We start from the raw sequence: 22,498 nt of genomic DNA, 5'->3' as shown, positions 1-22,498 counted from the left end.
TATTAAATAAACAAATTGGTATTAATACCAGGTACTGCTACTGGATAAACACCATTAGCATCCGGCAAAATTTTTGGTTTTGCATCCCATGCCAAAGTTTCTGGCATCAAATCAATTTCTGATTTCAATGCATCCTCCCATTTAATCACCTTACCTGTATAACATGCGATACGTCCGATGATACCAGCTAAAGAGCTGTAAGCACCGTATTCTGCATTATTAAATTTATATTCACCTTTTGCAATCGCAGCAAATAGTTCTACGTGCTCTTGTTGATACGGATTTGGATTTCCTTTAGGATCATGTCGATAAATTTCGTTTCCTTTAGCATCCCAAAGAATAGCTCTACCTCCAGCTGAAAGGTAGATTCTTCCTTTAGTACCTTGGAAAGTTTCGTCGACACGGTTGTGTGATCCTTCAAAGTGACAACATTGGCTTGTCACAACAGCCCCATCATCATAAGTCATTTCAATAGAGAAATTATCATAAATCTCCCCATATTCTTTACCAACACGATGCGCTCTCGAACCTACACCTTGGATAGAAACCGGATATTTTCCTTTTATCCAATTCGCTATATCAATATTATGAACGTGTTGTTCTACGATATGATCGCCACACAACCAATTGAAATAATACCAATTACGCATTTGGTATTCCATCTCCGTTTGCTCTGGTTTACGCGGACGTACCCATACACCACCACTATTCCAATATACCTGACCTGCTACGATATCACCAATTGCACCATCCAACACACGTTTAATACCTTCGCGATAGTTGAACTGATAACGGCGTTGTAGACCAACTACAACATTCAATTTCTTTTGTTCAGCAATCTTTGCAGCAGCTAAAATACGACGCACCCCTGGTACATCCACTGCTACAGACTTTTCCATAAAAATATGTTTTCCTTGTTTTACCGCTTCCTCAAAATGTTGAGGACGGAATCCTGGAGGAGTTACTAGAAGAACTACATCAGCATCTTTAATAGCGTGCTTGTATGCATCAAAACCAACATATTTGCGAGACTCAGGAATATCCATTTTATCCGAGTATCTTTTGGATAAGTTGTTGTAAGCTGCATCTAGATTATCCCTAAAAGCATCAGCCAAAGCTACCAATTTAATGTTTTGACCTGAATTCAACGCATCCGCAGCTGCACCTGTTCCTCGGCCCCCACAGCCGATTAATGCTACTTTAATGACATCCGAACCCGCTGCAAATACTGACGAAATGCTTGAAGCATTTACAGCAACACCTCCCGTAACTAGGGCAGATGTTTTTATAAAGTCTCTTCTTTTTATATTTTCCATGTTGTTTATCATTGGTAATGTTGTAAAATATATACTAGGTTTAAAAATCTTCTATTGGAGCTTGATCATAATAAGCCATAATTTCTTCGTGTGTCGGTGGGTTTACTGGACGTACTAGACGCAACCCCACGAATGGTGCTTCTGGAAACCACCAATTCGATTTTGGCATTTGTGGATCTAATTGTTTCCATATTGGATCAGAGACACCTCTTGCTGCTGAACGCAATTCATTAGCAGGGCTACTGAACGACCCACCTCGTACTACATGTGGATACAATTCAGTCGGTACTACCACTGGATTTTTTGCCTTTTTACCAGCAAATTGTTTATAAGTATCAGCATGATATTGATCGTATGTCCATTCAGCCACATTCCCAATAATATCATACAAGCCAAATGGATTAGGTTTCTTTTGTCCTACAGGATGTGTTTTCTGGTCGCTATTGTTTTCGAACCAAGCATAATCATCCAATTTACCTGCATCGTTGCCAAAGAAATAAGCATCCGTAGAACCTGCGCGGCAAGCATATTCCCATTCCGCTTCTGTTGGCAATCTATAAAATACACCTGTACGCACGTACAGCCATTTACAAAACTGAATTGCATTGTAATGCGTCATCGCTAATGCAGGAAACCCTTCTTTACCAAAACCAAAAGTCATATCCAAATAAGGTTTCGTAGGCCGTGTTACCGCATCTACATCAGCTGGTACCTTACCGTCATTTTGCTTGGATTGTTCGTAGTCTTTGTATAGGAAAGATTGAAAAATATCCCAGGTCACTTCGTGTGTTCCCATCCAGAAAGCATCGATTTCAACTTGATGAGCTGGTTTTTCATCTGCTTTGGCAGATTTATCATCACCTCGTGTGTACACACCTGCAGGAATTGCTTCCATAGAAAACGAAAGGGTAGTACCTTTTATTTGTTGAACATATCTCTCGTGAGATGGCTTATTTTGATTCTTCGTTTCTGACTTTTTTATTTGCGCATCGGCAGAATATATACTTCCCAAAAGTAGAAATGAACAAATTGCTTTGTGCATCACAATTATTAATATTTTATTTAAATGTTATAACAGTTATCAAATTCTAAGATAAGCGAATTATAACTTAATAAAGTAATAACAACAGTAACAATTAGATTACAGTAGTGTATTAATTACACTATACCATACAAATGAGAGAAATATGCCAATTATGATACTTATACCAATAAGGGTATTTGCAAATTTTACGTTAAGACCAAATTTTTCAACAACGATACTAGAAGCCACCAAGCATGGCATAGTCATCTCAAAAACAGACACTCTAAAAAAATCACCATGTAAACCCATTGCATAAAAAGTTCCTATAGCGAAAATGGGTATTATTAACAATTTCATAACCACACCTGCGTAAAGCGCATTCAGCTCATGCGAAATACGTTTGAAATTCAATTGCATACCAATCGAAAACAAGGCCATTGGACTGACTGTTGCTGCAAATGATGAAAATACACTATTTAAGGTTTCATTTTCCAAATATGAATGAAATATCAACGCTAAAAAGCAGGCTATCAAAGGTGGAAAAGTAAGGATACGCTTGAATATATACTCGTATTTTTCCTTATCCGAAGCAAAAATATCTTTGCAGCTTGCTGCTAATAATACTCCGAAAAGTGATAACGTAAAAAAGGTAACCTGATCACTGACAATTGCAACTTTCAAAAACTCTTCACCGTAATAAGTGCTTACTAAAGGAAATCCTATAAAAGAAGTATTGGACAACCCTGCAACGATGATCAAAGTATATAATGTTCTTTTGGAAAATTTCGTCCAACGGTTTAGAAACCGAAAGAAAACATACGATAAACCAAAGCCTGCAAAAGGTAAAGCTGCCGTATATACATAATTAAAACTCCAGTTAATTTGAGGGATATACTTAAGTGCAATAGATGGCAACCCCACATAAATCACCCATGTATTAATTGCTAAATGCCCTCCTTTTTTGGTCAGTTTAAAATATCTAAAAAGATAGCCAAACAGCAAACACAAAAAGATTACTATAAAATTAGACATCAGCAAATGGTTTAGAATCTAAGTCATTAGAATTGACTTAGATATTATAAATATTAAACTCTGTAAAAAAGTATTTTCTCTATTTTTGCACAAAAATAAAGCATTAATAACTCAGATCTACGTTTTGAAACACATTTTTTTACTAATTTTTACTATTATTTTATATTCGGAAAAATCTCTTGCAATAGTCATTCAAGATAGTATTAAGACTAAAAATTTAACTTCTTTAGTTATCGAAGCTGAAGTTGAAAATGGTGGGATATTAGCTTTTGGTGAAGTAAAGGAAAAAACTTTTCAGGACGCTTATTATAATGGTGTGAATGTAAAAGTAGGCTGGAAAATTCACAAATCACAAGATCAATATTTTAAATTATATAATAATCCTATCTATGGCATAGGTTTATATAGTAGTACTTTTCACAACAAAGTAGTTGGAAGTCCTTATGCAGTCTATGGTTTTGTACAAACTCCTTTCGGGAATATAGACAATGAAAAATGGTTGTTTGATTACCGTATAGGACTCGGGCTTTCCGGAAATTTCAAACCTTATCACGAGAATGAGAATCCGCTTAATCTGGCAATTGGAACAAAAAATAATGTTTTCATCGATTTCGGTATTCGTAGCCAATATAAAATTAGCTCAAAAATCACGGCAGGATTGGGACTAGCATTTCATCATTTCTCCAATGGAGCCTTGCAATTGCCAAATAAAGGTGTAAACCTTGTACCGTTGACTGCTTCAGTGACATATTATCCTCATGTTATAAATTCTATGAAAGACAGTTCCACCATACAAGCGTATACGGATAAACTATATTACCACGTAAACATAGGAGCTGGTTGGAAACAAGTGCAACGGGACCTGGACAAAAGATTTTTCAAATCAACATTGAGTTCGTATGTCAGCAAGCATATTTCACACAAATGGAGATTGGGGTTGGGAGGAGAAGTATTTTATTCGGCTTCGGGAAATAGTGAAGAAATTGCGGAAGAGAAGTCGGGAAAGTTGAGCTCATATCTCTCAGGAGGTCCAAGCTTTTATGTAGCGCACGTTTTAAATCAGGACTTACTTCTAAACGGAAATATTGGCTATTACATTCATAACCAAGATTTCAATGGTGAAATACAAAAGATATTTTTAAGAGCAGGCTTTAGATATTATGTGTACAAAAATCTCAACGCAGGGGTTTCCATCAAAGCACACAAAGGAAAAGCAGATTATATAGAATGGACAACGGGATATACCTTTAATTGATAATATCCCATTGTCCGCATATTTTAATTTAAGCTTCTTCCTACCGCTTTAGAAATGGATCTTCCAAAATCTTTATCTACAGTAATATATCCTGGATAGAAGTAATTTTTGCCACCAATTTTCACAGACGGTTTTATTTTCAAAGCTAAGAAAGCATCGCTGTTACGTGTAAAAATATCACTTAACACTTTTTCAATACCCTTTTCTTTAGCTACTCCAAACAAATTCGCTCTGAAACTCAAAGGAACAACCATGCTTTGACCCTGAGCCAAATTAATATTTTCATTTACCGATCCTTCAAACAAAGGCTTTCCGCCCATTTCGATTAAATATTTAAATTCATTAATCTTGGTAACTGTTGAAGTTGGATTAGTCATTTGAAGATTAACAGTGGCCTCCAAAGGTAAATCCTTAGTCAACAACGCCATCGCAATTCCTGGAAGACTACTTAATGATACGCCACCATTTGTTTCAAATGAATTGATATCTCTTCCAGCGATTCGCATATTATTTACCGATGTAACATCATAATTGAATTTCCCTAAAGCAGCTATTTGCGCCTTTTGATTCAATGCACAACCGCTCAATATGAAGACGGTTGCTACTATAACTAATAAACCTATTTTTTTCATATGTAAATTTTATTTTCCAAATGTGTAAACTAATCCTAACGTAAATACAGAATTACCCGCTTTCAAATACTCATTGTTGTTTAATCCTATATTAAAGCCATTGGTATATTGTAGTTGCAAACCATTAACCAATTGCATACGGGTATAAAACAAAGGTTCAATAAAGAAATTTTCTTCTGTTGGAGAAGTTGCTCCATTCAACCAAAATTCTTTCATCCCTACTCTACTTAGACGAATTGCGGTACCATAGTTTAATTCTTTTTTGTCACCAAAAATATTTATTTTCTTTTTGCGTGTAGATGAATAGTTTAGCTGTAAAAATATTTTATCAAAATTCATTTCTCGCGACTCCACCAACTCATAACCGTAGATAGAAGCACGCTGCTTGAAATCCTTTGTATTTCCTATACCATAGCCTCCATAGATTTCCAACACCTGTCTTTTTTCTTTTCCTATAGCTGTAAAGTAGCCAATTCCTCCTTCTACTAATTGCTGACGAAAATAATCGTTATTACTTGCGCCAGTGTTGACAGAAGAACCATTTGCAATAACTGCTATATGCTCACTAAGAGCCGCACCAGCAGTAGCCGAAATATTTCCTTTCGCATTAAAATGTCCTGCAACATAGACTTCACCAGCATTTTTAAACATCGGTGTCGCTGGAACGTTAGGCATATATATTGAACTACAGCTTGACAAAAATACTGCACAAAACAGTATAAATAAATAATGATTAGTAATGATTTTTGACATACTCTTTGACACGAACAATCATGCCAAATTACAAGAAAAAGTCCTTGGTAATGAACCAAGGACTTAATTTTATACTTTTTAACGAAAATCTCTTATCCGAATGATTTATTCTGTCTCAGGAGCTTGATCAATTAACTCCATAAATTGATCCAACTTAGGCGTAATAATGATTTGCGTACGTCTATTTCTTGCTTTACCAGCTGTAGTAGAATTATCAGCAATAGGATTATATTCACCACGACCTCCAGCTGTTAATCGCTTAGGATCTACACCATATGTATTTTGTAAAGCCTGTACTACCGACGAAGCACGCAAAGCTGATAAGTCCCAGTTGTTGCGAATATTCGGTTTAGAAATTGGATCCGAATCGGTATTACCTTCAATCAACACCTCGTAATCTTTGTAATCTTGAATAATCTTCGCGATTTTACTTAATGTTTCTCCTGCTTTATCCGAGATTTCATAACTACCTGATTTATAAAGCATGTTATCCGACAATGAAATGTAAACTACACCTTTTAATACTTGTACATCCACATCTTTCAATTCTTCGCGGCTCAATGAACGTGTCAAATTGTTAGTCAACACCATGTTTAAGGAGTCTGACTTATTTTTAGTGTTCACTAAGTGTTGGATGTATTTGTTCGAAGCATTGATTTCGTCCACCAACTTTGAAATGTTAACATTTCCTTGAGAGTTTTGCGCTATACTCTGGTCCAATGTGCCTTGTAATTTAGCATACGCTTCTTTCAAAGCAGCATTATTTTTACGTTCGTACTCTAGTTGATCTTCTAAGCTTTTGACCTTCGCACGGCTTTCTGTTAATTCCAACTGTGTTTTTTGATACAGTTGACCTAAGTCTTTGTATTGACTGTCTAAGGCAGCGTATTTTTTATTGCTGACACATCCTGTCATCATCAATCCGCCAAGCAATATTGTTAGAGGAAGGATTCTTTTTATTGTAACCATAATCTGTTTTTTTGTTTTGATGAAAATTAGCAATTATAATACCTAATTACAATGTTTTATTGTTAAATTATATTAAAAAAATCCTTCAACCGGGGAGATTGAAGGATTCTTAACTAACCAATTATTAACCTAAATTATGAATTACTAAAACTTATTCAATACTTATGCCAAAATTGATCCTGTTAGTTTCTTATTAACAAATTTTAACAATATTTTGCTAAAACGTTATTTCTTTTACAATAATCCTTTACAGATATTACTTACTAATGCTGGGCCTTCGTAAATAAAACCGGTATATACTTGCACTAAAGACGCCCCAGCATTCAATTTCTCTATGGCATCTTCAGCCGAATGAATACCACCTACCCCAATAATTGGAAATGCGCCATTAGATTTAGTATGAATATATTTGATCACCTCTGTCGAACGTTTGGTCAATGGTTTTCCACTCACTCCTCCAGTTTCTTTCACTAAGTTCGGATCAGATTGTAATCCTTCTCTCGAAATCGTCGTATTCGTAGCGATTAATCCAGCAATTTTTGTTTCCGTTACAATTTCAACAATATCATCCAATTGCGAATCTGTCAAATCTGGTGCTATCTTCAATAAGATTGGTTTTGCTAGAGGCTTTTCAGCATTCAAACCTTGTAAAGTATTTAAGATATGCATCAACGGACCTTTCTCTTGCAAATCACGTAATCCCGGTGTATTCGGCGAACTTACATTCACCACGAAATAATCTACATACTCATATAATGCATGAAAACAGTAGATATAATCATTAACAGCTTCTTCATTTGGCGTCACTTTATTTTTACCAATATTTCCACCGATAATGACACCATTACGCTTTTTAAGATGTTTCAAACGACCTGCTGCTACATCCGCACCTTGATTGTTGAAACCCATACGGTTGATTAGCGCTTCATCATTTACCAAACGAAACATACGTGGTTTATCATTTCCTGGTTGAGGTTTTGGAGTCACTGTTCCGATTTCGATAAATCCGAAACCAAAATTTGCCATATCTTCAATGTACTCAGCATTTTTGTCAAAACCAGCTGCCAATCCTACAGGATTTTTGAATTTCAAACCAAACACTTCTCTTTCCAAACGAGGGTCTTCTACCGTGTAAATCGACTTTAATAGCGACTTTGCTCCCCACACTTTCGTGAAGTTGCGTAATCCATTCGTAACGGTGTGATGTGCCTGTTCTGGCTGCATCGAGAAGAAAATTGGTTTTACTAGTTTGTACATTATAAATATGAATCTTTATTCCAAAAATGATAATCCTTTTTGCGTAGCTACAAAGGTAGAAAAGAAGCAGAAATATTCACTACTTTTGCATTCGAAATGATATCAATAAATAACTTAACATTTGAAATTGGCTCAAGAGCCTTGTACGACGAAGCAAACTGGCACATCAAGCCGGGAGACAAAGTAGGTTTAATCGGTGCTAACGGTGCGGGTAAATCCACTTTATTGCGTTTAATCGTCGGACAGTACACACCTACCTCAGGTACCATTTCAATGGCCAAAGACTTGAAAATTGGTTATTTGAACCAAGATTTATTGTCTTACCATTCGGAAAAAAGCATTTTACATGTAGCTATGGAGGCTTTCGAGCGCCAAAATCAGCTGCATACAGAAATAGAAAATCTACTTAAGAAATTAGAAACGGATTATTCGGATGATATCCTAAACAAACTAAGCGACAAACAAATGGAGTTTGAAGCTTTGGATGGATACAACATCGAATTCCGTGCGCATGAAATCCTAGCGGGTCTTGGTTTTTCGGAAGAAGAACAAAAAAGACCGCTTGCGACGTTCTCTGGAGGTTGGCGTATGCGTGTGATGTTGGCACGAATTCTATTGCAAGCGCCTGATATCTTACTATTGGATGAGCCGACCAACCACATGGACTTACCTTCCATCAAATGGTTGGAAAATTACTTACAAGCATTTGAAGGTGCCATTGTCATTGTGTCGCACGATAGATATTTCTTAGATAGAATTATCAAAAAAACTGTAGAATCCCGCAAAGGTAAATTGACATTGTATGCAGGTAATTATAGCTTCTATTTAGAAGAAAAAGCTATGCGTAATGAAATCCAAGCGGGACAATTCAAAAATCAGCAGGCTAAAATCAAGCAGGAAGAAAAGTTAATTGAACGTTTCCGTGCCAAAGCTTCAAAAGCTAAAATGGCTCAGTCTCGTATCAAGGCTTTGGAACGTATGGAGCGTGTGGACGATGTTGATGATGACAATCCAGAAGTAAACTTCAGCTTTAAGTTTTCTAAACCTTCGGGTCGTCATGTGGTGACTTTGGAAAATATTTCGAAGTCGTACCCGAATTTGGAAATTCTTCGCAATACGAGCGCATTAATTGAAAAGGGCGATAAAATTGCCTTAATCGGTGCCAATGGTAAAGGTAAGTCTACCCTGTTGCGTATAGTAGCGGATGCAGACCAAAATTTCGAAGGTAAAGCTATAAAAGGACATAACGTCTCGCAAACTTTCTTTGCACAGCATCAATTGGAGGCTTTGCACTTGGAAAATTCCATTATTGCAGAAATGCAAGCATTCGCGCCAAAACATACCGAAACGGAATTGCGTTCTATTTTAGGCTGTTTCTTATTCACAGGCGATGATGCTTTCAAAAAAATCAAAGTCCTTTCGGGAGGTGAAAAATCACGTGTTGCCTTAGCAAAAGCCTTGACTGCGGATGCCAACTTCTTGGTACTCGATGAGCCGACCAACCACTTGGATATGGCTTCGGTAAATATTTTGATTCAAGCGTTGCAACAATACGAAGGAACTTTCATCGTCGTATCCCATGACCGTTATTTCTTGGATAATGTAGCTAATAAAATTTGGTTTATCGAAAACAAAGAAATCAAAGAATACCCAGGTACTTATCAGGAATACGAAGAATGGAATGCCAAACGTGTCATAAAAGCAGAACCTAAAGAAGATAAAAAGGTAGTCAAAGAAAAGCCGAAAAAACAAAAGCAAGCGCCTTCGGATGATACAAAAAGAATATTATTGAAGAAAAATAAAGAGTTAGCACAATTAGAGGAGCAGATTGCTACAAAAGAATCGGAAGTAAAACAATTAGAAGCACATTTAGCTTTAGAGGAAGTTTACTCGGATGCCATCAAATTGCAAGAAGCAACTCGAAATTATAATTCTGCGAAAGCTGAATATGACCAATTGCAACAAAATTGGGAAACATTAGCAGAAGAAATAATGGAATTAGAGGGATAATAAAAAGGAAGGCTTTACAAATTTGTAAAGCCTTCCTTTTTATGCTAACACCATTTCTACATGGGGAATATTATCCTCTAAATAAGGTTCTTCACTTACCCGTACAAAACCTACATTTTCATAGAAAGCTTGTAAATGCGCTTGTGCACTAATTCGGATAGCTTCATATGGAAAATACTTACGCATTGCTGAAATAGCTTGTCGCATAAGTTCTGTTCCTAATTTCAAATGGCGAGCATTGGGGTTAACGACTACCCGACCAATTGATGCATCCGTATAAGATACATTTGGCGGAAGCAATCGCGCATAAGCTACTACCTCATCATTAATTATCCCCATCAAGTGTTTACCTTTCAAATCTTTGTTATCACATTCAGGATACAAACATTCTTGTTCTAGCATGAACACATTGATGCGAAGTTGTAAAATCTTATACAACTCAAGACTTGTCAAGTCAGCAAATTCTCGAACTATCCAAGTGGTGCTCATGAAGGTTATGCTAAGCTTGATTTTACGATTTCAGAGATCGTCTTACCGTCTGCTTTACCAGCTAATTGTGCATTTGCAGCACCCATCACTTTACCCATATCTTTCATGCCAGCAGCACCAGTTTCAGCAATGATATTTTTCACCACTAACTCGATTTCTTCACGAGATAATTGTTTCGGAAGATATTCTTCGATTACTTGTTGCTCTTCAAATTCTGTTTGAAATAAATCCTCACGACCTTGTGCTTTATAGATTTCACCAGATTCTTTGCGTTGTTTTACTAATTTTTGTAACACTTTTATTTCAGCATCTTCTGTCAATTCCTCAACTCCAGCTTTCTCGGTTTTTGCTAACAAAATAGCAGCTTTCACCGCACGTAATCCTCTCAAACGCACAGCATCTTTAGCGATCATTGCCGCTTTGATATCTTGATTAATTTTTAATTCTAATGACATAATACAATTATTTTCTGTTTACAATAGTTCCATTTGCTTGCGCCGTAGGCATAATCAGCAAATCATTAATATTCACATGTTCAGGACGAGACAATACAAAAGCAATTGTCTCCGCAATATCTTCACCACTCAATGGTATCAAACCATTATACACCGATTTTGCACGTTCCTTATCTCCATGAAATCTTACTTCCGAAAATTCGGTTTCAACCATACCTGGATTTATCGCTGTCACTTTAATACCAAAAGGCAACAAATCGATACGCATCCCTTTATTTAATGCATCCACAGCATGTTTTGTGGCACAATACACATTACCGTTTGGATAAACTTCCTTACCCGCGATTGAGCCCAAATTAATGATATGTGCATTGGAGCTTTGTTTCAGCAAAGGCGTAACAGCTTTTGTGACATATAACAAACCTTTAACATTCGTATCAATCATACGATCCCAATCATCTGTATCACCATCTTGAATAGGATCCAATCCCTGACTAAGACCAGCATTATTGATTAATACATCAATATTTTTCCATTCTTGGGGTAGAGTATCTATAGCTGTAAATACTTCTTCCTTATTGCGCACATCCAACACAAAAGTATGTACTTCAACCTCGACAGATTGTTGCAATTCTTCTTTCAATTGCGCCAACCTATCTTCGCGACGCGCACATAGAAGCAACCTATAATTTCCTTCTTTTGCTAATACCTTAGCACAAGCAGCGCCTATTCCCGAACTAGCACCTGTAATAAAAACTGTTCTCATTTTTATTGAAATATGAGGCTAAAATAGATATTGCGAATTAATCCTCGATCTATTGGAGCCATAAATTTGTTTTCCGCAGATAAAATATGATTTGTACTCAATACATTATTGAGACTTTGACTGAATCTCACTTCTGGTGAAACCTTAAAGTAAGATAAATAAAAATTAAACCCCAACCCTGCTTCCCAAGACATATATTCAGGTCTAAGGATAATAGCATCGGATATTGGTCTTTTGTTTCTTTTCTCAACAATAAGGTCAGAATACTGATTTAAAAGCCCCGTCCATCTTGTAAGTCGAACTCCACCCAACATATAGGCTCGATATTTGGAATCGGAATTAAAAAATCTTTTTTCTTCCGAACGATAATTCAGTCCAATAGGAAATTCGAACGAAGTAAAATTATCCCCTCTTAAGTCCTGTAATATATGTTTGGATTTACGAGAAATAATAGCTTTCTCCACATCTAAAGGCGTGTAGTCAATGCTGTGAGAATTAAGAATATTAAATGAAGGCGAGAAATTTATCGAAAGTCTCTCACTCCATCTGAAATCCATAGGAATACCTATAGCAAATCCATGTGAACGTTTGCTATTAACAGATTTTATTCCTCCCAGATAAGTAATATCCTGCGGATCATCATCGAAATTGTCAAATAATTGCTTCCAATTATCCTTTAATTTCAATTGATAGTTTTGATTTATATAATTATACTGAAACCCAATCTGAATTACGGCATCTTCATCATAACCGCTAAATGGGAAACTCACAAAACTCTGTGCCAACGATGTGGAAATTGTTAGCAGAAAAGATATAATTATAGTAAAGCCATATTTGATCATTTTGAAGCTTCGTAAATCGTACAGAATCCAAAAGTTTGGGGTCTTACATGAGTAGAAGCAAACCCAACTTTATCCGTAATTTTTGCGAAACGCTGTCCATCCGGAAATTTCGCCACAGACTCCGGCAAATACGAGTACGCACTTGAATCTTTAGAGATCAATTTACCGTATGCAGGTACAATTTTGTGGAAATAAAAGTTATAGAACTGTTTGATTGGAAAAGCCGTTGGATTCGACAATTCCAAAATAATAGCTTTACCTCCTGGCTTCAAGACGCGATGAATTTCAGAAAGGCCTTTTTCCAAATCTTCAAAATTACGAACCCCAAAGGCAACGGTTACCGCATCAAATGAATTATCCGCAAATTGAAGATTTTCAGAATCACCTAATTGCACTTCAAATACTTCTTGAAGCCCTTTCTTTACAATCTTTTCTTTAGCAACTTCCAACATTCCTTGCGAGATATCGACCCCAATAATTTTCTTTGGTCCCAAAATCTTAATTGACTCAATTGCAAAATCACCTGTTCCTGTCGCTACATCAAGGATGGTTTGTGGCTGAATAGCCTGAAGTAATTTGATTGCTTTTTTACGCCATATAACATCAATACGCATCGTCATAAGACGATTCAAAAGATCGTATTTCTTCGAGATATTGTTAAACATATCTGCGACTTGTTCTTTTTTTCCTCCGTCTTTCGACTTATATGGTTTTAGTGTAGAAGCTTCATTTGACATACGACAAAGATAGTATATATTTTATGTACTATAAAAAAGAAAAAATTGCTCTTTACGACACGAAATTTTCTTAAAGTACTGATAATGAAAAACTAACTTACCTTGGTATAATCAAGCAATTGATACAACAACCAATTTCAGGTTATTAACACAGCAGAGAGTTTTCCACATATTTTTAAAGGATTGTTTTACAATATATTAACAACCCAGTCCACACATATTCCACAATAGATGTTAATAATAAACCGTTATAAAATAGAACAAAATGCATTTACAAAAATTACTTCACAAAGGAATGTGAACAATTAAAAATCGCTATGGAAAGTATTTTTACTACTTTTGTTATACGATGATTTACTGGTATAACACAAGAGTGAATCTATTGAAAAACAGAAATAATCAACGGGATAATGGAGCAAGAATTTTCGGGTCAAAACACAAACTTTAACAGAGCTAATGTCAATAAAAAACGTACTAGTCTGAATAACATGATTAGTGGTTTAGGTAAGCTACCTCCTCAAGCTGTAGACTTGGAAGAGGCAGTACTTGGCGCATTGATGTTGGAGAAAAATGCACTGAGTGAAGTCATTGATATTTTGAAGCCAGATTCATTTTATAAAGAAGCACATCAAAAGATTTTTGAAGCAATTTTTTCTTTGTTTCAAAAAACTTCTCCTATAGATATTTTGACGGTCACTGCCGAATTGCGCAAAATGGGTGCATTGGAAATGGTGGGTGGCGCTTATTATATTACGCAATTAACAGATAGAGTTGTTTCTGCAGCTAATATTGAATACCACGCACGTATCATCTCGCAAAAATATATTCAACGTGAGTTAATTAAAGTTTCAACAGAAATTATCAATTCCTCTTATGATGAGACATCTGATATTTTTGATTTATTAGATCAAGCGGAGAAAAGTCTATTTGATATTGCTCAAAACAACTTAAGAAGAGACTCACGTAAAATGGATGACATTATGCGTGAAGCGATCAACAACCTTGAATTATTACGTGATCGTACGGACGGTCTTACAGGGATTCCTTCTGGATTGACCGCATTGGATAGAATGACTTCTGGATGGCAACCATCCGATTTAGTTATTATCGCGGCTCGTCCTGCGATGGGTAAAACGGCCTTTGTACTGTCGGTAGCGCGTAATGCAGCAGTAGACCACCAGAGACCTGTCGTTGTATTTTCTTTGGAGATGTCATCGGTTCAGTTAGTTAATCGTCTTATTGCAGGTGAAACCGAAATCGAACAAGAAAAATTAAAAAAGGGTAACCTTGCCGATCACGAATGGCAACAGTTACACTCGCGTATTGGTCGCTTGACAGAAGCTCCAATTATTATTGATGACACGCCTGCGTTGAACGTATTTGAGTTCCGTGCAAAATGCCGTCGTCTAAAAGCGCAACACGATATTCAAATGGTTATTGTGGATTACTTGCAGTTAATGCATGGTAAATCGGAAGGAAAAGGCGGCGGTAACCGTGAGCAAGAAATCGGTAGTATTTCGCGTGCATTGAAATCTGTTGCGAAAGAATTGAACGTACCTGTATTAGCCTTGTCCCAATTGAGCCGTGCCGTAGAGTCACGTCCTGGAAATAGTAAACGTCCAATGTTATCCGATTTACGTGAATCTGGTTCTATCGAGCAGGATGCCGATATGGTATTATTCTTATACCGTCCAGAATATTATGGTTTGACAGAAGACGAAGAAGGTCGTTCGACTGCAGGTGTAGGTGAAGTTATCATTGCGAAACACCGTAATGGTGAAACAGGTATTGTTCCGTTGAAATTCGTAGGTAAATATGTGAAATTTACGGATTTGGATGAAGACTTTGGTGGAATGGGTGGAGGTGATTCATTCGGAAGTAATGATTCTCCTTTTAGTGGTTCAGCGATGTCGCCTTCATCCTCATTTGATGATTTCATGGGTGGCGGTGGTATCACCATGCCTTCTCGTATGAACGATATGCCTGACGACGCTCCTTTTTAATAATATTTAAATAATAATATCCTTTAATAATATAGCCTTTTATCTCATCGATAAAAGGCTATATTATTTTACTCACAATTTTATTAAATTGCATATAAAAAATATGCTCAATCTTATTACTAATCAACAGATGCGAATGGCAGATGCCTACACTTGCGAAAACTTAAAAATTCCATCTGTCGACTTAATGGAAAAAGCAGCCATAGCTTTTGTAAAAGCTTTCATAAGCTATTGCAATCCGGAACGAGAAGTGTACATTATTGTTGGTAAAGGAAATAATGGTGGAGATGGCTTAGCAATTGCAAGACTTTTGCATCAAACAGGTTTTAAAAATATTAAAGTCTATATATTAGAAAAATTCAATTCCGAATCTAATGACTTTGTAATCAACTACGAGCGACTTAAACAAACAGAAGTTCCTATATTACATTGTACTGCACTAAATGATTTACCTCCAACGTTTGATGTAGCCATAGATGCAATTTTAGGATCAGGATTTAATAGAGAACTGGATTTATTTTTTACGTCTATTTTTAAACACATCAATACAAACAGTAATTTTATTGTTTCCGTAGATGTACCATCAGGTTGCAATGTTGATTCCTTCAATTACAATTCCTACAATGGAATTCGAGCACAGTTAACCATTTCCTTTCAAAGACCAAAGTTCTTCTTTACTCTTCCCGAATCTCAAATGGTTACTGAAGATTTTGAAGTTGTAGATATTGGTTTATCACAAGAATATATACAATCTATTACTTCGGAATATTTATGGGTAGATAAAGAAGCCGCAAAATCATTGTTGCCTAGACGAAAGAAGTTCACACATAAAGGCACCTACGGACATGTATTGGTCTGTGCGGGAAGTCCACACATGCGTGGAGCAAGTTTATTATGCGCGAAAGCAGTCTTAAAAACAGGAGCTGGGCTCATAACATTATTGACGAATTCTGATTTTTTCCCTTTCGTGAATGTTTTAGCTCCTGAACTGATGACGAAGAACATTAATCAATTCAAAGATATAAACCTTGAAAAATTCTCTTCTATTGCTATCGGTCCAGGCTTAGGCACGGATGAAAAAGCAAAAGAACTAGTACATTATTTTTTAAGGCAAAACACCCCATTAGTCTTAGACGCTGATGCATTGAATGTTTTGCAGTTGGAAGATTTTCCAAAGAATCCTCATGAATCCTTAATAATAACCCCACATGTAAATGAATTTGACCGATTATTCGGCCAGCACGAATCATGGTATGAACGTTTACAAACAGCCAAAAAGTCTGCAGAAAAATTAAAGATAATCATCGTCTTAAAAAATCAATACACCTATATATGCACACCTAATGGCAAAGTATTCATAAACTCCACTGGCAATCCTGCAATGGCTCAAGGCGGAATGGGTGATGCACTCACGGGATGTATAGCAGCTTTGTTGGCAAGAGGTTTAAATCCACAAGAGGCTGCAATTTTAGGCTGTTTTATACATGGCTATACAGGAGATAAATTAGCCCAGCACTACGAAGTGGTCTCCCCATCTTTATTAATCGATAACTTACCGAAATCTTTATTGGATATTTCAAAGGTTGAATAAAGAGAGTCGTTGTGACTTTCTTAATAAAAAACCTTTTATCTCATCGATAAAAGGCTCTATTCTTTATAAAATTCTTGCAGTCTTATTTCTCTACAAATACTTTGTCTCTTTCAAATGTACTGATATGACGTTCTTTTTTCGGAACATAAATATCTTCTAAAGTAATTAATATACCCGTTTCTTCGACTTCACCAAATTCATCATTCAAAGCCGTACCGAAGGTCATCATAGTTGGCGAAAGATTCATATACGTATTGATCAAAGGAGGAATATTTTCGCCTAACTCACGAATATGTTTATTTAGGACCTTATAACCATCTTTATAATTCAACCCATCGAATAAGCCGATATATTTAGAAATATCTGTCTTATAGCCTAAGTTAAGATGTGGTAATGGTTTCACCAAATTTTTACGATCTGGGAAATATGTTTCCATAAAATACATCAGCAAGTCACGAGCTTCAGCATTAAAGTGTGGATACATGGTCACCTTTCCAAAAAGATATTTAATATCAGGATTGATTACTACTAATGCTCCTAATCCATCCCAAAGATTATCCAATGAAAATAAACCTTTGCGGTTATCTATAGAAGGCTGATACTTGGGTTGCACCCATGAACGACCTAATTCAATCGTATAAGGTAAATACTCTTTATTAAATTCTTCTGAAAACTGAAAATAATGCGAGGTGGACAAATGAATATCTCCATTCTCATCTACAGATTGATCACAACGAATAGTTCTATATCCCGCAATAATCTCTTCATCATCTGGATTCCATGCTATTAATTGATCATAATTATGCGTACATGTATCGTTTTCATCAATATCCAATGCTTGACCTGTGCCTCCTCCCGCTGCTCTAAAAGTTACCTCTCGCAAACGACCTATCTCACGCATAATATTGGGCGCTGTATGGTAGTTAACCAAATACACTTCGTTGTTGCCGTTATTAGTGTAACGTAAAAAAGCTTCTCTCGTCAACTCTGCCTTAATCAATTCTCTCTCAACTGGAGCAATAATTTCTTCCATATAATTATTTCTGCGTCTTCAAATCGTATACCAACTGCTTCACTTCTGCAGCCCACTGTTTTTCATTCCTTGAATTATCAAATGTTGTATAAGGAATACGCTCCCCTACACGAATGGTGACACGCTGATTGCGTTGCGCAAAAAACTCATCCACTAAATACAACATTTCTAAATTAAATTTTACGCCTAATCTATTTCTCCAATTAGAAAGGTTGTAAAAAAAATTGGAATTTCTTCCTTCAATATATACTGGAATAATATCCTTTTTATATTTTTTGGACTTGGAAATAAAACTTTTTTTCCATTCCAAATCTACTATTTGTCCTTTGATCTTGCGGGAAACTAGTCCTGCAGGAAATACTAACAAAGCATGATCAGCAGCATAAGCTTCTTCAATCGCCGATACTGCACTTTTATTTTGTCCCCCGATCTTATTAACTCCCACAAACAACGGTTCTAAATTAACCACATTCATGAGTATATCGTTGACTAAAAATTTCACATCCTTACGTACACGTCCTATTGCTTGCATAAATGCAATACCATCTAATCCACCAAGCGGATGATTTGAAGCAAAAATAACACTGTCGTCTTTCGGAATGTTTTCCTCCCCTTCCAATACCACATCAACTCCTAAATCATTGATCAGAGCATCTACGAAATCTAACCCTTTCAGATCTCTAAAACGGTACATGATGTCATTGATATCATCTTCATGTATAGTTCTTTCAAGATAGCTTACTAAAGGACTTGGAATCCATTTGGCCAAACCTGGGCTTTTCTTACGTATTACTTCTCTTATCTGTATAAACTTCTTCTTATCTTCAGCCATATGATACGATCTGTCACGGTTTTCTCTACAAATCAGGACGCGTAAAAATAAAAAATAATGCTCGAATATGGATATAAATTACAATATTTATTCCGTTAATTTTGCTTTTGCTCCATTTTTTTTCAATATTTATTAAACGATTTGCAATAATTAAAGTTTAACTTAATAAAGCATAGTCATGTTCATAGGACAACACATATCTACTGATTACCACGAAGTTTTACTTTCTGACAGCATTGACTTTGCCTTAAACAAAATGATGGACAATCACCTGAAACAATTGGCGGTTGTCGAAGATCAAATTTTTTATGGTATCATCACCGAAGATGTCTTATTAGATCAAATTGATCCGTACGCTTCTCTTGAAACTATAAAGATTCTTTTCAAATCAGTTTACCTTTTTGACTACCAACACATCTATGACGCGTTGCAAAGTATGGTCGCATTTGACTATTGCTTTATTCCTATTTTGAATAAAAACCATGAGTACCAGGGTGTGCTGACCAAGCAAGGATTGTTAACTGCCTTGAATAGTACCCTGGGTAATGACGAAGGCGCCATTATTGTACTGGAATTAGGTATGCGCGATAATGCGCTCTCACATGTAGCACGTATCATAGAAGCCGAAAATACTTCCATTCTGAGCACGGCGGTTCATCAAATTCCAGATAGTTCAAAATTGGAAATGACCATCAAAGTAAATAAAACAAATATTTCTTCAGTTATAGCATCGTTATGGCGAAATGATTATGTCGTCAAAGCTACGTTTAGAGATGGTGGTGCACAGTCTGATATACAAGACAGATACGACCTTTTGATGAATTATTTAGATTTATAAGCAATTCTTCGCACCTTTGTAAGGAATATCAAATCTGCAAAAATGCAACATCAAAAGATTGCCATATTTGGAAGAGTATTTAATACATCTATCACTCCATTCATTGAGACACTATTCAATTATTTGGAAAGTAAAAAAATTGAAGTCGTCATTTATCGTGAATTTTATGATTTCCTATTAAATACTAGCAAATGTCCGTTGAATCTTACGACTTTTGATACACATCTTGATCTTCCAAAAGACATTGACTTTCTGTTGAGTCTTGGAGGCGATGGCACCATGTTGGCGGCTGTTTCGGTCATTCGAGATTCTGGCATTCCGATAGCAGGTATCAATTTGGGACGTTTGGGCTTTTTGGCTAATATTCCGAAAGAAAATATCGAATCTGCTTTAAGCAAAATTTTAGAAAATCAATATACGATTCAAAAAAGAACACTTCTGAGTGTGGAAAGTGATCAAAAAGAATTATTTGGTCAGGATAACTTTGCCCTGAATGATATTACTGTTTTCAGATTTGATTCTTCCTCAATGATTACCGTAAATGCTTTGCTTAATGATGAATTGTTAAATTCTTATTGGGCAGATGGATTGATCATTGCAACACCAACAGGTTCCACCGCCTATTCCTTGAGTTGTGGAGGTCCAATTATTATGCCCGGAAGTGGTAATTTTGTGATTACCCCTATTTCACCACATAATTTAAATGTACGCCCTATCGTGGTTTCAGCTGACATGACGCTCAAGCTAAAAATTGAAAGCAGAACGGACAAATATATTTTAAGTTGTGACTCAAAAAGTGAAACACTATCCACAGATATTGAGATTACTATTCGTAAAGCACCATTTGAGATAAATTTGATTAGACTGCAGAATGACAGTTATTTTGGAACTTTACGAGAGAAGTTGCTTTGGGGAATCGATGTAAGAAACTATTAATAGAGTTTTCCTACTTTAAATCATTACAATTATTCCAAAAATTTTATCTTTACAACCAAAATAAACGACTTTGAGTTTTTTACGCTTAACCATATTAACCCTCTTATCGTTGTTGTCGCTAGAAATCTATGCGCAACGGTACGAAATTGGTGCTAATGGTGCGGCAACAGGCTACATGGGTGACATCAATACTTCTAATCCATTCTATTTTAAAAATTATGGAGGAGGTCTTTTTGTTAAATACAATCTTGATCCTACATGGGGTTTAAAATTAAGTGCTAACCACTTACTTATCTCAGGAAATGATCAGGATTTTGAAAATGACCATCAGCAAATCCGTAATTTAAAATTTAGAAATCAAATTACAGAAGTAGCATTGGGATTGGATTTTAATTTCTGGACCTACTTTGATAGCAGACATAAATCAAAATTGACACCTTATGTTTCGGTTGGTGTCGCAGCAATTAAACATGACCCATATATTTATTACGACCAAAATAAAGTCTTGCTAAGACCGTTAAAGTTAGAGTACGACGAGCAATCTAATGCTCAGGTATATCCTAATTGGAATATTGCAATACCTTTGGCTGTAGGTATCAAGTATAAATTAAATAGTGCTTGGGCAATTGGTATCGAAGCAAACTATCGAGTGGCTTTTACGGATTATTTGGATAATGTGAACCGCGACTACGCTACCAGTTTACCGACTGATATCAGTTTTCCAAATATCACGGTAGGCGGTGCCAATCCTCGTCCTTTTGACACCAATGATTGGAGATATTTGGCTGATCCTTCTGAAAATTTGAACGCGAATGGTGGCACGGCACGTGGCGATGGAAAAAGTAAAGATGGGTATATGACAGCAGGAATTACATTAACGTATACTATATTTGACCGTAATTGCTACTGCTGGATAAAAAGATAAGAGAATGAGCTTGAAGAATAAGATAGATAGATCAAAACTACCTCAACATATTGCTATCATCATGGATGGTAATGGCAGATGGGCGAAAGGATTGGGTAAGTTGAGAGTTTTTGGACACAAAAATGGGGTGACTGCTGTACGCGAAGTATTAGAAGGCGCGATTGAAGTTGGTGTAAAACACCTTACCTTATATGCTTTTTCTTCCGAAAATTGGAGTCGACCAAAAATGGAAGTACAAGCTTTAATGGAATTATTAATCAATTCGTTGAATAAAGAGCTTCCTACTTTCCAAGAAAATGGCGTACGTGTAAAAGCTATAGGTTCCATTACCAATCTACCTTCAAACTGTCAAAAGACATTGGCAGACACCATCGAACTTACAAAAAATAATACCACCTGTGTATTGACATTAGCATTGAGTTATGGCTCACGTGATGAAATAATCGAAACTACCAAGAATATAGCACAAAAAGTTGCTCAAGGCGAAATCAAGGTTGAGGACATCAATGACAATCTTTTTTCTGAAAATCTTCAAACTGCTGGAACACCTGATCCTGATTTGATGATTCGTACCAGTGGAGAACAAAGAATAAGTAATTTTTTACTTTGGCAATTGGCTTACACTGAATTGTGGTTCTCTCCAAAACTATGGCCTGATTTCACAAGAGAGGATTTATTTGGTGCAATTCTCGATTTTCAAAACCGCGAAAGAAGGTTTGGAAAGACCAGCGAACAGCTTTAATGACTATTTAAACGCCGTTTTCAATAATTTATCTTTTAACAAAAATTAACAAGAGTTTGAT

At 36.1% G+C, this 22,498-nt stretch carries 22 protein-coding genes; 8 read left to right on the top strand and 14 right to left on the bottom strand.

All coding sequences use genetic code 11. The features are described from left to right. Window positions 1-2: 2 nt before the first annotated feature. The 3 genes from H8B04_RS00495 to H8B04_RS00485 form a co-directional block, all read right to left on the bottom strand. On the bottom strand, window positions 3-1,316 hold the full coding sequence (locus tag H8B04_RS00495) for a Gfo/Idh/MocA family protein (protein WP_223815178.1): 1,314 nt from the start codon (window positions 1,314-1,316) through the stop codon (window positions 3-5). A 40-nt stretch (window positions 1,317-1,356) separates the two neighbouring features. Then, complete coding sequence (locus H8B04_RS00490; RefSeq protein ID WP_190301203.1) at window positions 1,357-2,358, bottom strand: formylglycine-generating enzyme family protein; 1,002 nt, start codon at window positions 2,356-2,358, stop codon at window positions 1,357-1,359. A 99-nt stretch (window positions 2,359-2,457) separates the two neighbouring features. After that, complete coding sequence (locus H8B04_RS00485; RefSeq protein ID WP_190301109.1) at window positions 2,458-3,372, bottom strand: AEC family transporter; 915 nt, start codon at window positions 3,370-3,372, stop codon at window positions 2,458-2,460. Window positions 3,373-3,496: 124 nt separating this feature from the next. Between H8B04_RS00485 and H8B04_RS00480 the strand changes: the two genes are divergently transcribed. After that, a complete protein-coding gene (locus H8B04_RS00480) occupies window positions 3,497-4,627 on the top strand; it encodes an acyloxyacyl hydrolase (protein WP_223815177.1) in 1,131 nt (376 codons plus the stop codon). 23 nt (window positions 4,628-4,650) lie between these two features. Here the strand turns inward: H8B04_RS00480 and H8B04_RS00475 are convergent, their stop codons facing one another. From H8B04_RS00475 to H8B04_RS00460, 4 genes are all read right to left on the bottom strand, one after another. After that, window positions 4,651-5,259 (bottom strand): hypothetical protein, encoded by a 609-nt coding sequence (locus tag H8B04_RS00475; protein WP_165289901.1) that lies wholly within the window; start codon window positions 5,257-5,259, stop codon window positions 4,651-4,653. 9 nt (window positions 5,260-5,268) lie between these two features. Beyond that, on the bottom strand, window positions 5,269-5,934 hold the full coding sequence (locus tag H8B04_RS00470; protein WP_223815176.1) for a hypothetical protein: 666 nt from the start codon (window positions 5,932-5,934) through the stop codon (window positions 5,269-5,271). A 183-nt stretch (window positions 5,935-6,117) separates the two neighbouring features. Then, complete coding sequence (locus tag H8B04_RS00465) at window positions 6,118-6,981, bottom strand: OmpA/MotB family protein (protein ID WP_165289899.1); 864 nt, start codon at window positions 6,979-6,981, stop codon at window positions 6,118-6,120. A gap of 234 nt (window positions 6,982-7,215) precedes the next feature. After that, window positions 7,216-8,238 (bottom strand): quinone-dependent dihydroorotate dehydrogenase, encoded by a 1,023-nt coding sequence (locus tag H8B04_RS00460; protein WP_190301108.1) that lies wholly within the window; start codon window positions 8,236-8,238, stop codon window positions 7,216-7,218. 96 nt (window positions 8,239-8,334) lie between these two features. Here H8B04_RS00460 and H8B04_RS00455 point away from each other — a divergent pair, with 96 nt between their 5' ends. After that, window positions 8,335-10,248 (top strand): ABC-F family ATP-binding cassette domain-containing protein, encoded by a 1,914-nt coding sequence (locus tag H8B04_RS00455; RefSeq protein WP_190301107.1) that lies wholly within the window; start codon window positions 8,335-8,337, stop codon window positions 10,246-10,248. Window positions 10,249-10,287: 39 nt separating this feature from the next. On the opposite strand, the gene H8B04_RS00450 is transcribed toward H8B04_RS00455, so the two are convergent. The 5 genes from H8B04_RS00450 to ubiE are packed head-to-tail and all read right to left on the bottom strand — an operon-like array spanning window position 10,288 to window position 13,537. Next, the gene (locus H8B04_RS00450) at window positions 10,288-10,737 is read right to left on the bottom strand and encodes a GNAT family N-acetyltransferase (protein ID WP_165289896.1); all 450 of its coding nucleotides are present in this window, start codon (window positions 10,735-10,737) and stop codon (window positions 10,288-10,290) included. Between the two features lie 5 nt (window positions 10,738-10,742). Continuing rightward, the gene (locus H8B04_RS00445) at window positions 10,743-11,192 is read right to left on the bottom strand and encodes a GatB/YqeY domain-containing protein (RefSeq protein WP_190301106.1); all 450 of its coding nucleotides are present in this window, start codon (window positions 11,190-11,192) and stop codon (window positions 10,743-10,745) included. A gap of 7 nt (window positions 11,193-11,199) precedes the next feature. Further along, the gene (locus tag H8B04_RS00440) at window positions 11,200-11,958 is read right to left on the bottom strand and encodes an SDR family oxidoreductase (protein WP_165289894.1); all 759 of its coding nucleotides are present in this window, start codon (window positions 11,956-11,958) and stop codon (window positions 11,200-11,202) included. A 2-nt stretch (window positions 11,959-11,960) separates the two neighbouring features. Further along, window positions 11,961-12,743: a PorT gene (locus tag H8B04_RS00435; RefSeq protein ID WP_190301105.1), complete on the bottom strand. Its 783-nt coding sequence runs from the start codon at window positions 12,741-12,743 to the stop codon at window positions 11,961-11,963. A 53-nt stretch (window positions 12,744-12,796) separates the two neighbouring features. After that, window positions 12,797-13,537: a bifunctional demethylmenaquinone methyltransferase/2-methoxy-6-polyprenyl-1,4-benzoquinol methylase UbiE gene (gene ubiE, locus H8B04_RS00430; protein ID WP_165289892.1), complete on the bottom strand. Its 741-nt coding sequence runs from the start codon at window positions 13,535-13,537 to the stop codon at window positions 12,797-12,799. A gap of 410 nt (window positions 13,538-13,947) precedes the next feature. Here ubiE and dnaB point away from each other — a divergent pair, with 410 nt between their 5' ends. Beyond that, complete coding sequence (gene dnaB / locus H8B04_RS00425) at window positions 13,948-15,540, top strand: replicative DNA helicase (protein WP_165289891.1); 1,593 nt, start codon at window positions 13,948-13,950, stop codon at window positions 15,538-15,540. A gap of 103 nt (window positions 15,541-15,643) precedes the next feature. Further along, window positions 15,644-17,131 carry an NAD(P)H-hydrate dehydratase gene (locus H8B04_RS00420; protein ID WP_190301104.1) on the top strand — a complete coding sequence of 496 codons (1,488 nt, stop codon included), beginning with the start codon at window positions 15,644-15,646 and terminating at the stop codon, window positions 17,129-17,131. A gap of 82 nt (window positions 17,132-17,213) precedes the next feature. Here the strand turns inward: H8B04_RS00420 and H8B04_RS00415 are convergent, their stop codons facing one another. Continuing rightward, window positions 17,214-18,164, bottom strand: coding sequence for a GNAT family N-acetyltransferase (locus tag H8B04_RS00415; protein ID WP_165289889.1), 951 nt, complete (start codon window positions 18,162-18,164; stop codon window positions 17,214-17,216). A 4-nt stretch (window positions 18,165-18,168) separates the two neighbouring features. Continuing rightward, window positions 18,169-18,996, bottom strand: coding sequence for a 1-acyl-sn-glycerol-3-phosphate acyltransferase (locus tag H8B04_RS00410; protein WP_165289888.1), 828 nt, complete (start codon window positions 18,994-18,996; stop codon window positions 18,169-18,171). A gap of 178 nt (window positions 18,997-19,174) precedes the next feature. On the opposite strand from H8B04_RS00410, the gene H8B04_RS00405 reads away from it, so the two are divergent. From H8B04_RS00405 to H8B04_RS00390, 4 genes are all read left to right on the top strand, one after another. Further along, window positions 19,175-19,834: a CBS domain-containing protein gene (locus H8B04_RS00405; protein WP_165289887.1), complete on the top strand. Its 660-nt coding sequence runs from the start codon at window positions 19,175-19,177 to the stop codon at window positions 19,832-19,834. A 42-nt stretch (window positions 19,835-19,876) separates the two neighbouring features. Continuing rightward, window positions 19,877-20,770 (top strand): NAD kinase, encoded by an 894-nt coding sequence (locus H8B04_RS00400; RefSeq protein ID WP_165289886.1) that lies wholly within the window; start codon window positions 19,877-19,879, stop codon window positions 20,768-20,770. Between the two features lie 70 nt (window positions 20,771-20,840). Next, window positions 20,841-21,695 carry a type IX secretion system protein PorG gene (gene porG, locus H8B04_RS00395; RefSeq protein ID WP_190301103.1) on the top strand — a complete coding sequence of 285 codons (855 nt, stop codon included), beginning with the start codon at window positions 20,841-20,843 and terminating at the stop codon, window positions 21,693-21,695. 4 nt (window positions 21,696-21,699) lie between these two features. After that, entirely contained in the window at window positions 21,700-22,437 is a 738-nt protein-coding gene (locus tag H8B04_RS00390; protein WP_165289884.1) for an isoprenyl transferase, read from the top strand. The last annotated feature ends 61 nt before the right edge of the window (window positions 22,438-22,498 follow it).

The organism is Sphingobacterium litopenaei, from assembly GCF_014692495.1.
Classification (GTDB): Bacteria; Bacteroidota; Bacteroidia; order Sphingobacteriales; family Sphingobacteriaceae; genus Sphingobacterium; species Sphingobacterium litopenaei.
Note: the sequence above shows the minus strand (reverse complement) of the source record. Positions and strands in the feature narration are given on the sequence as shown.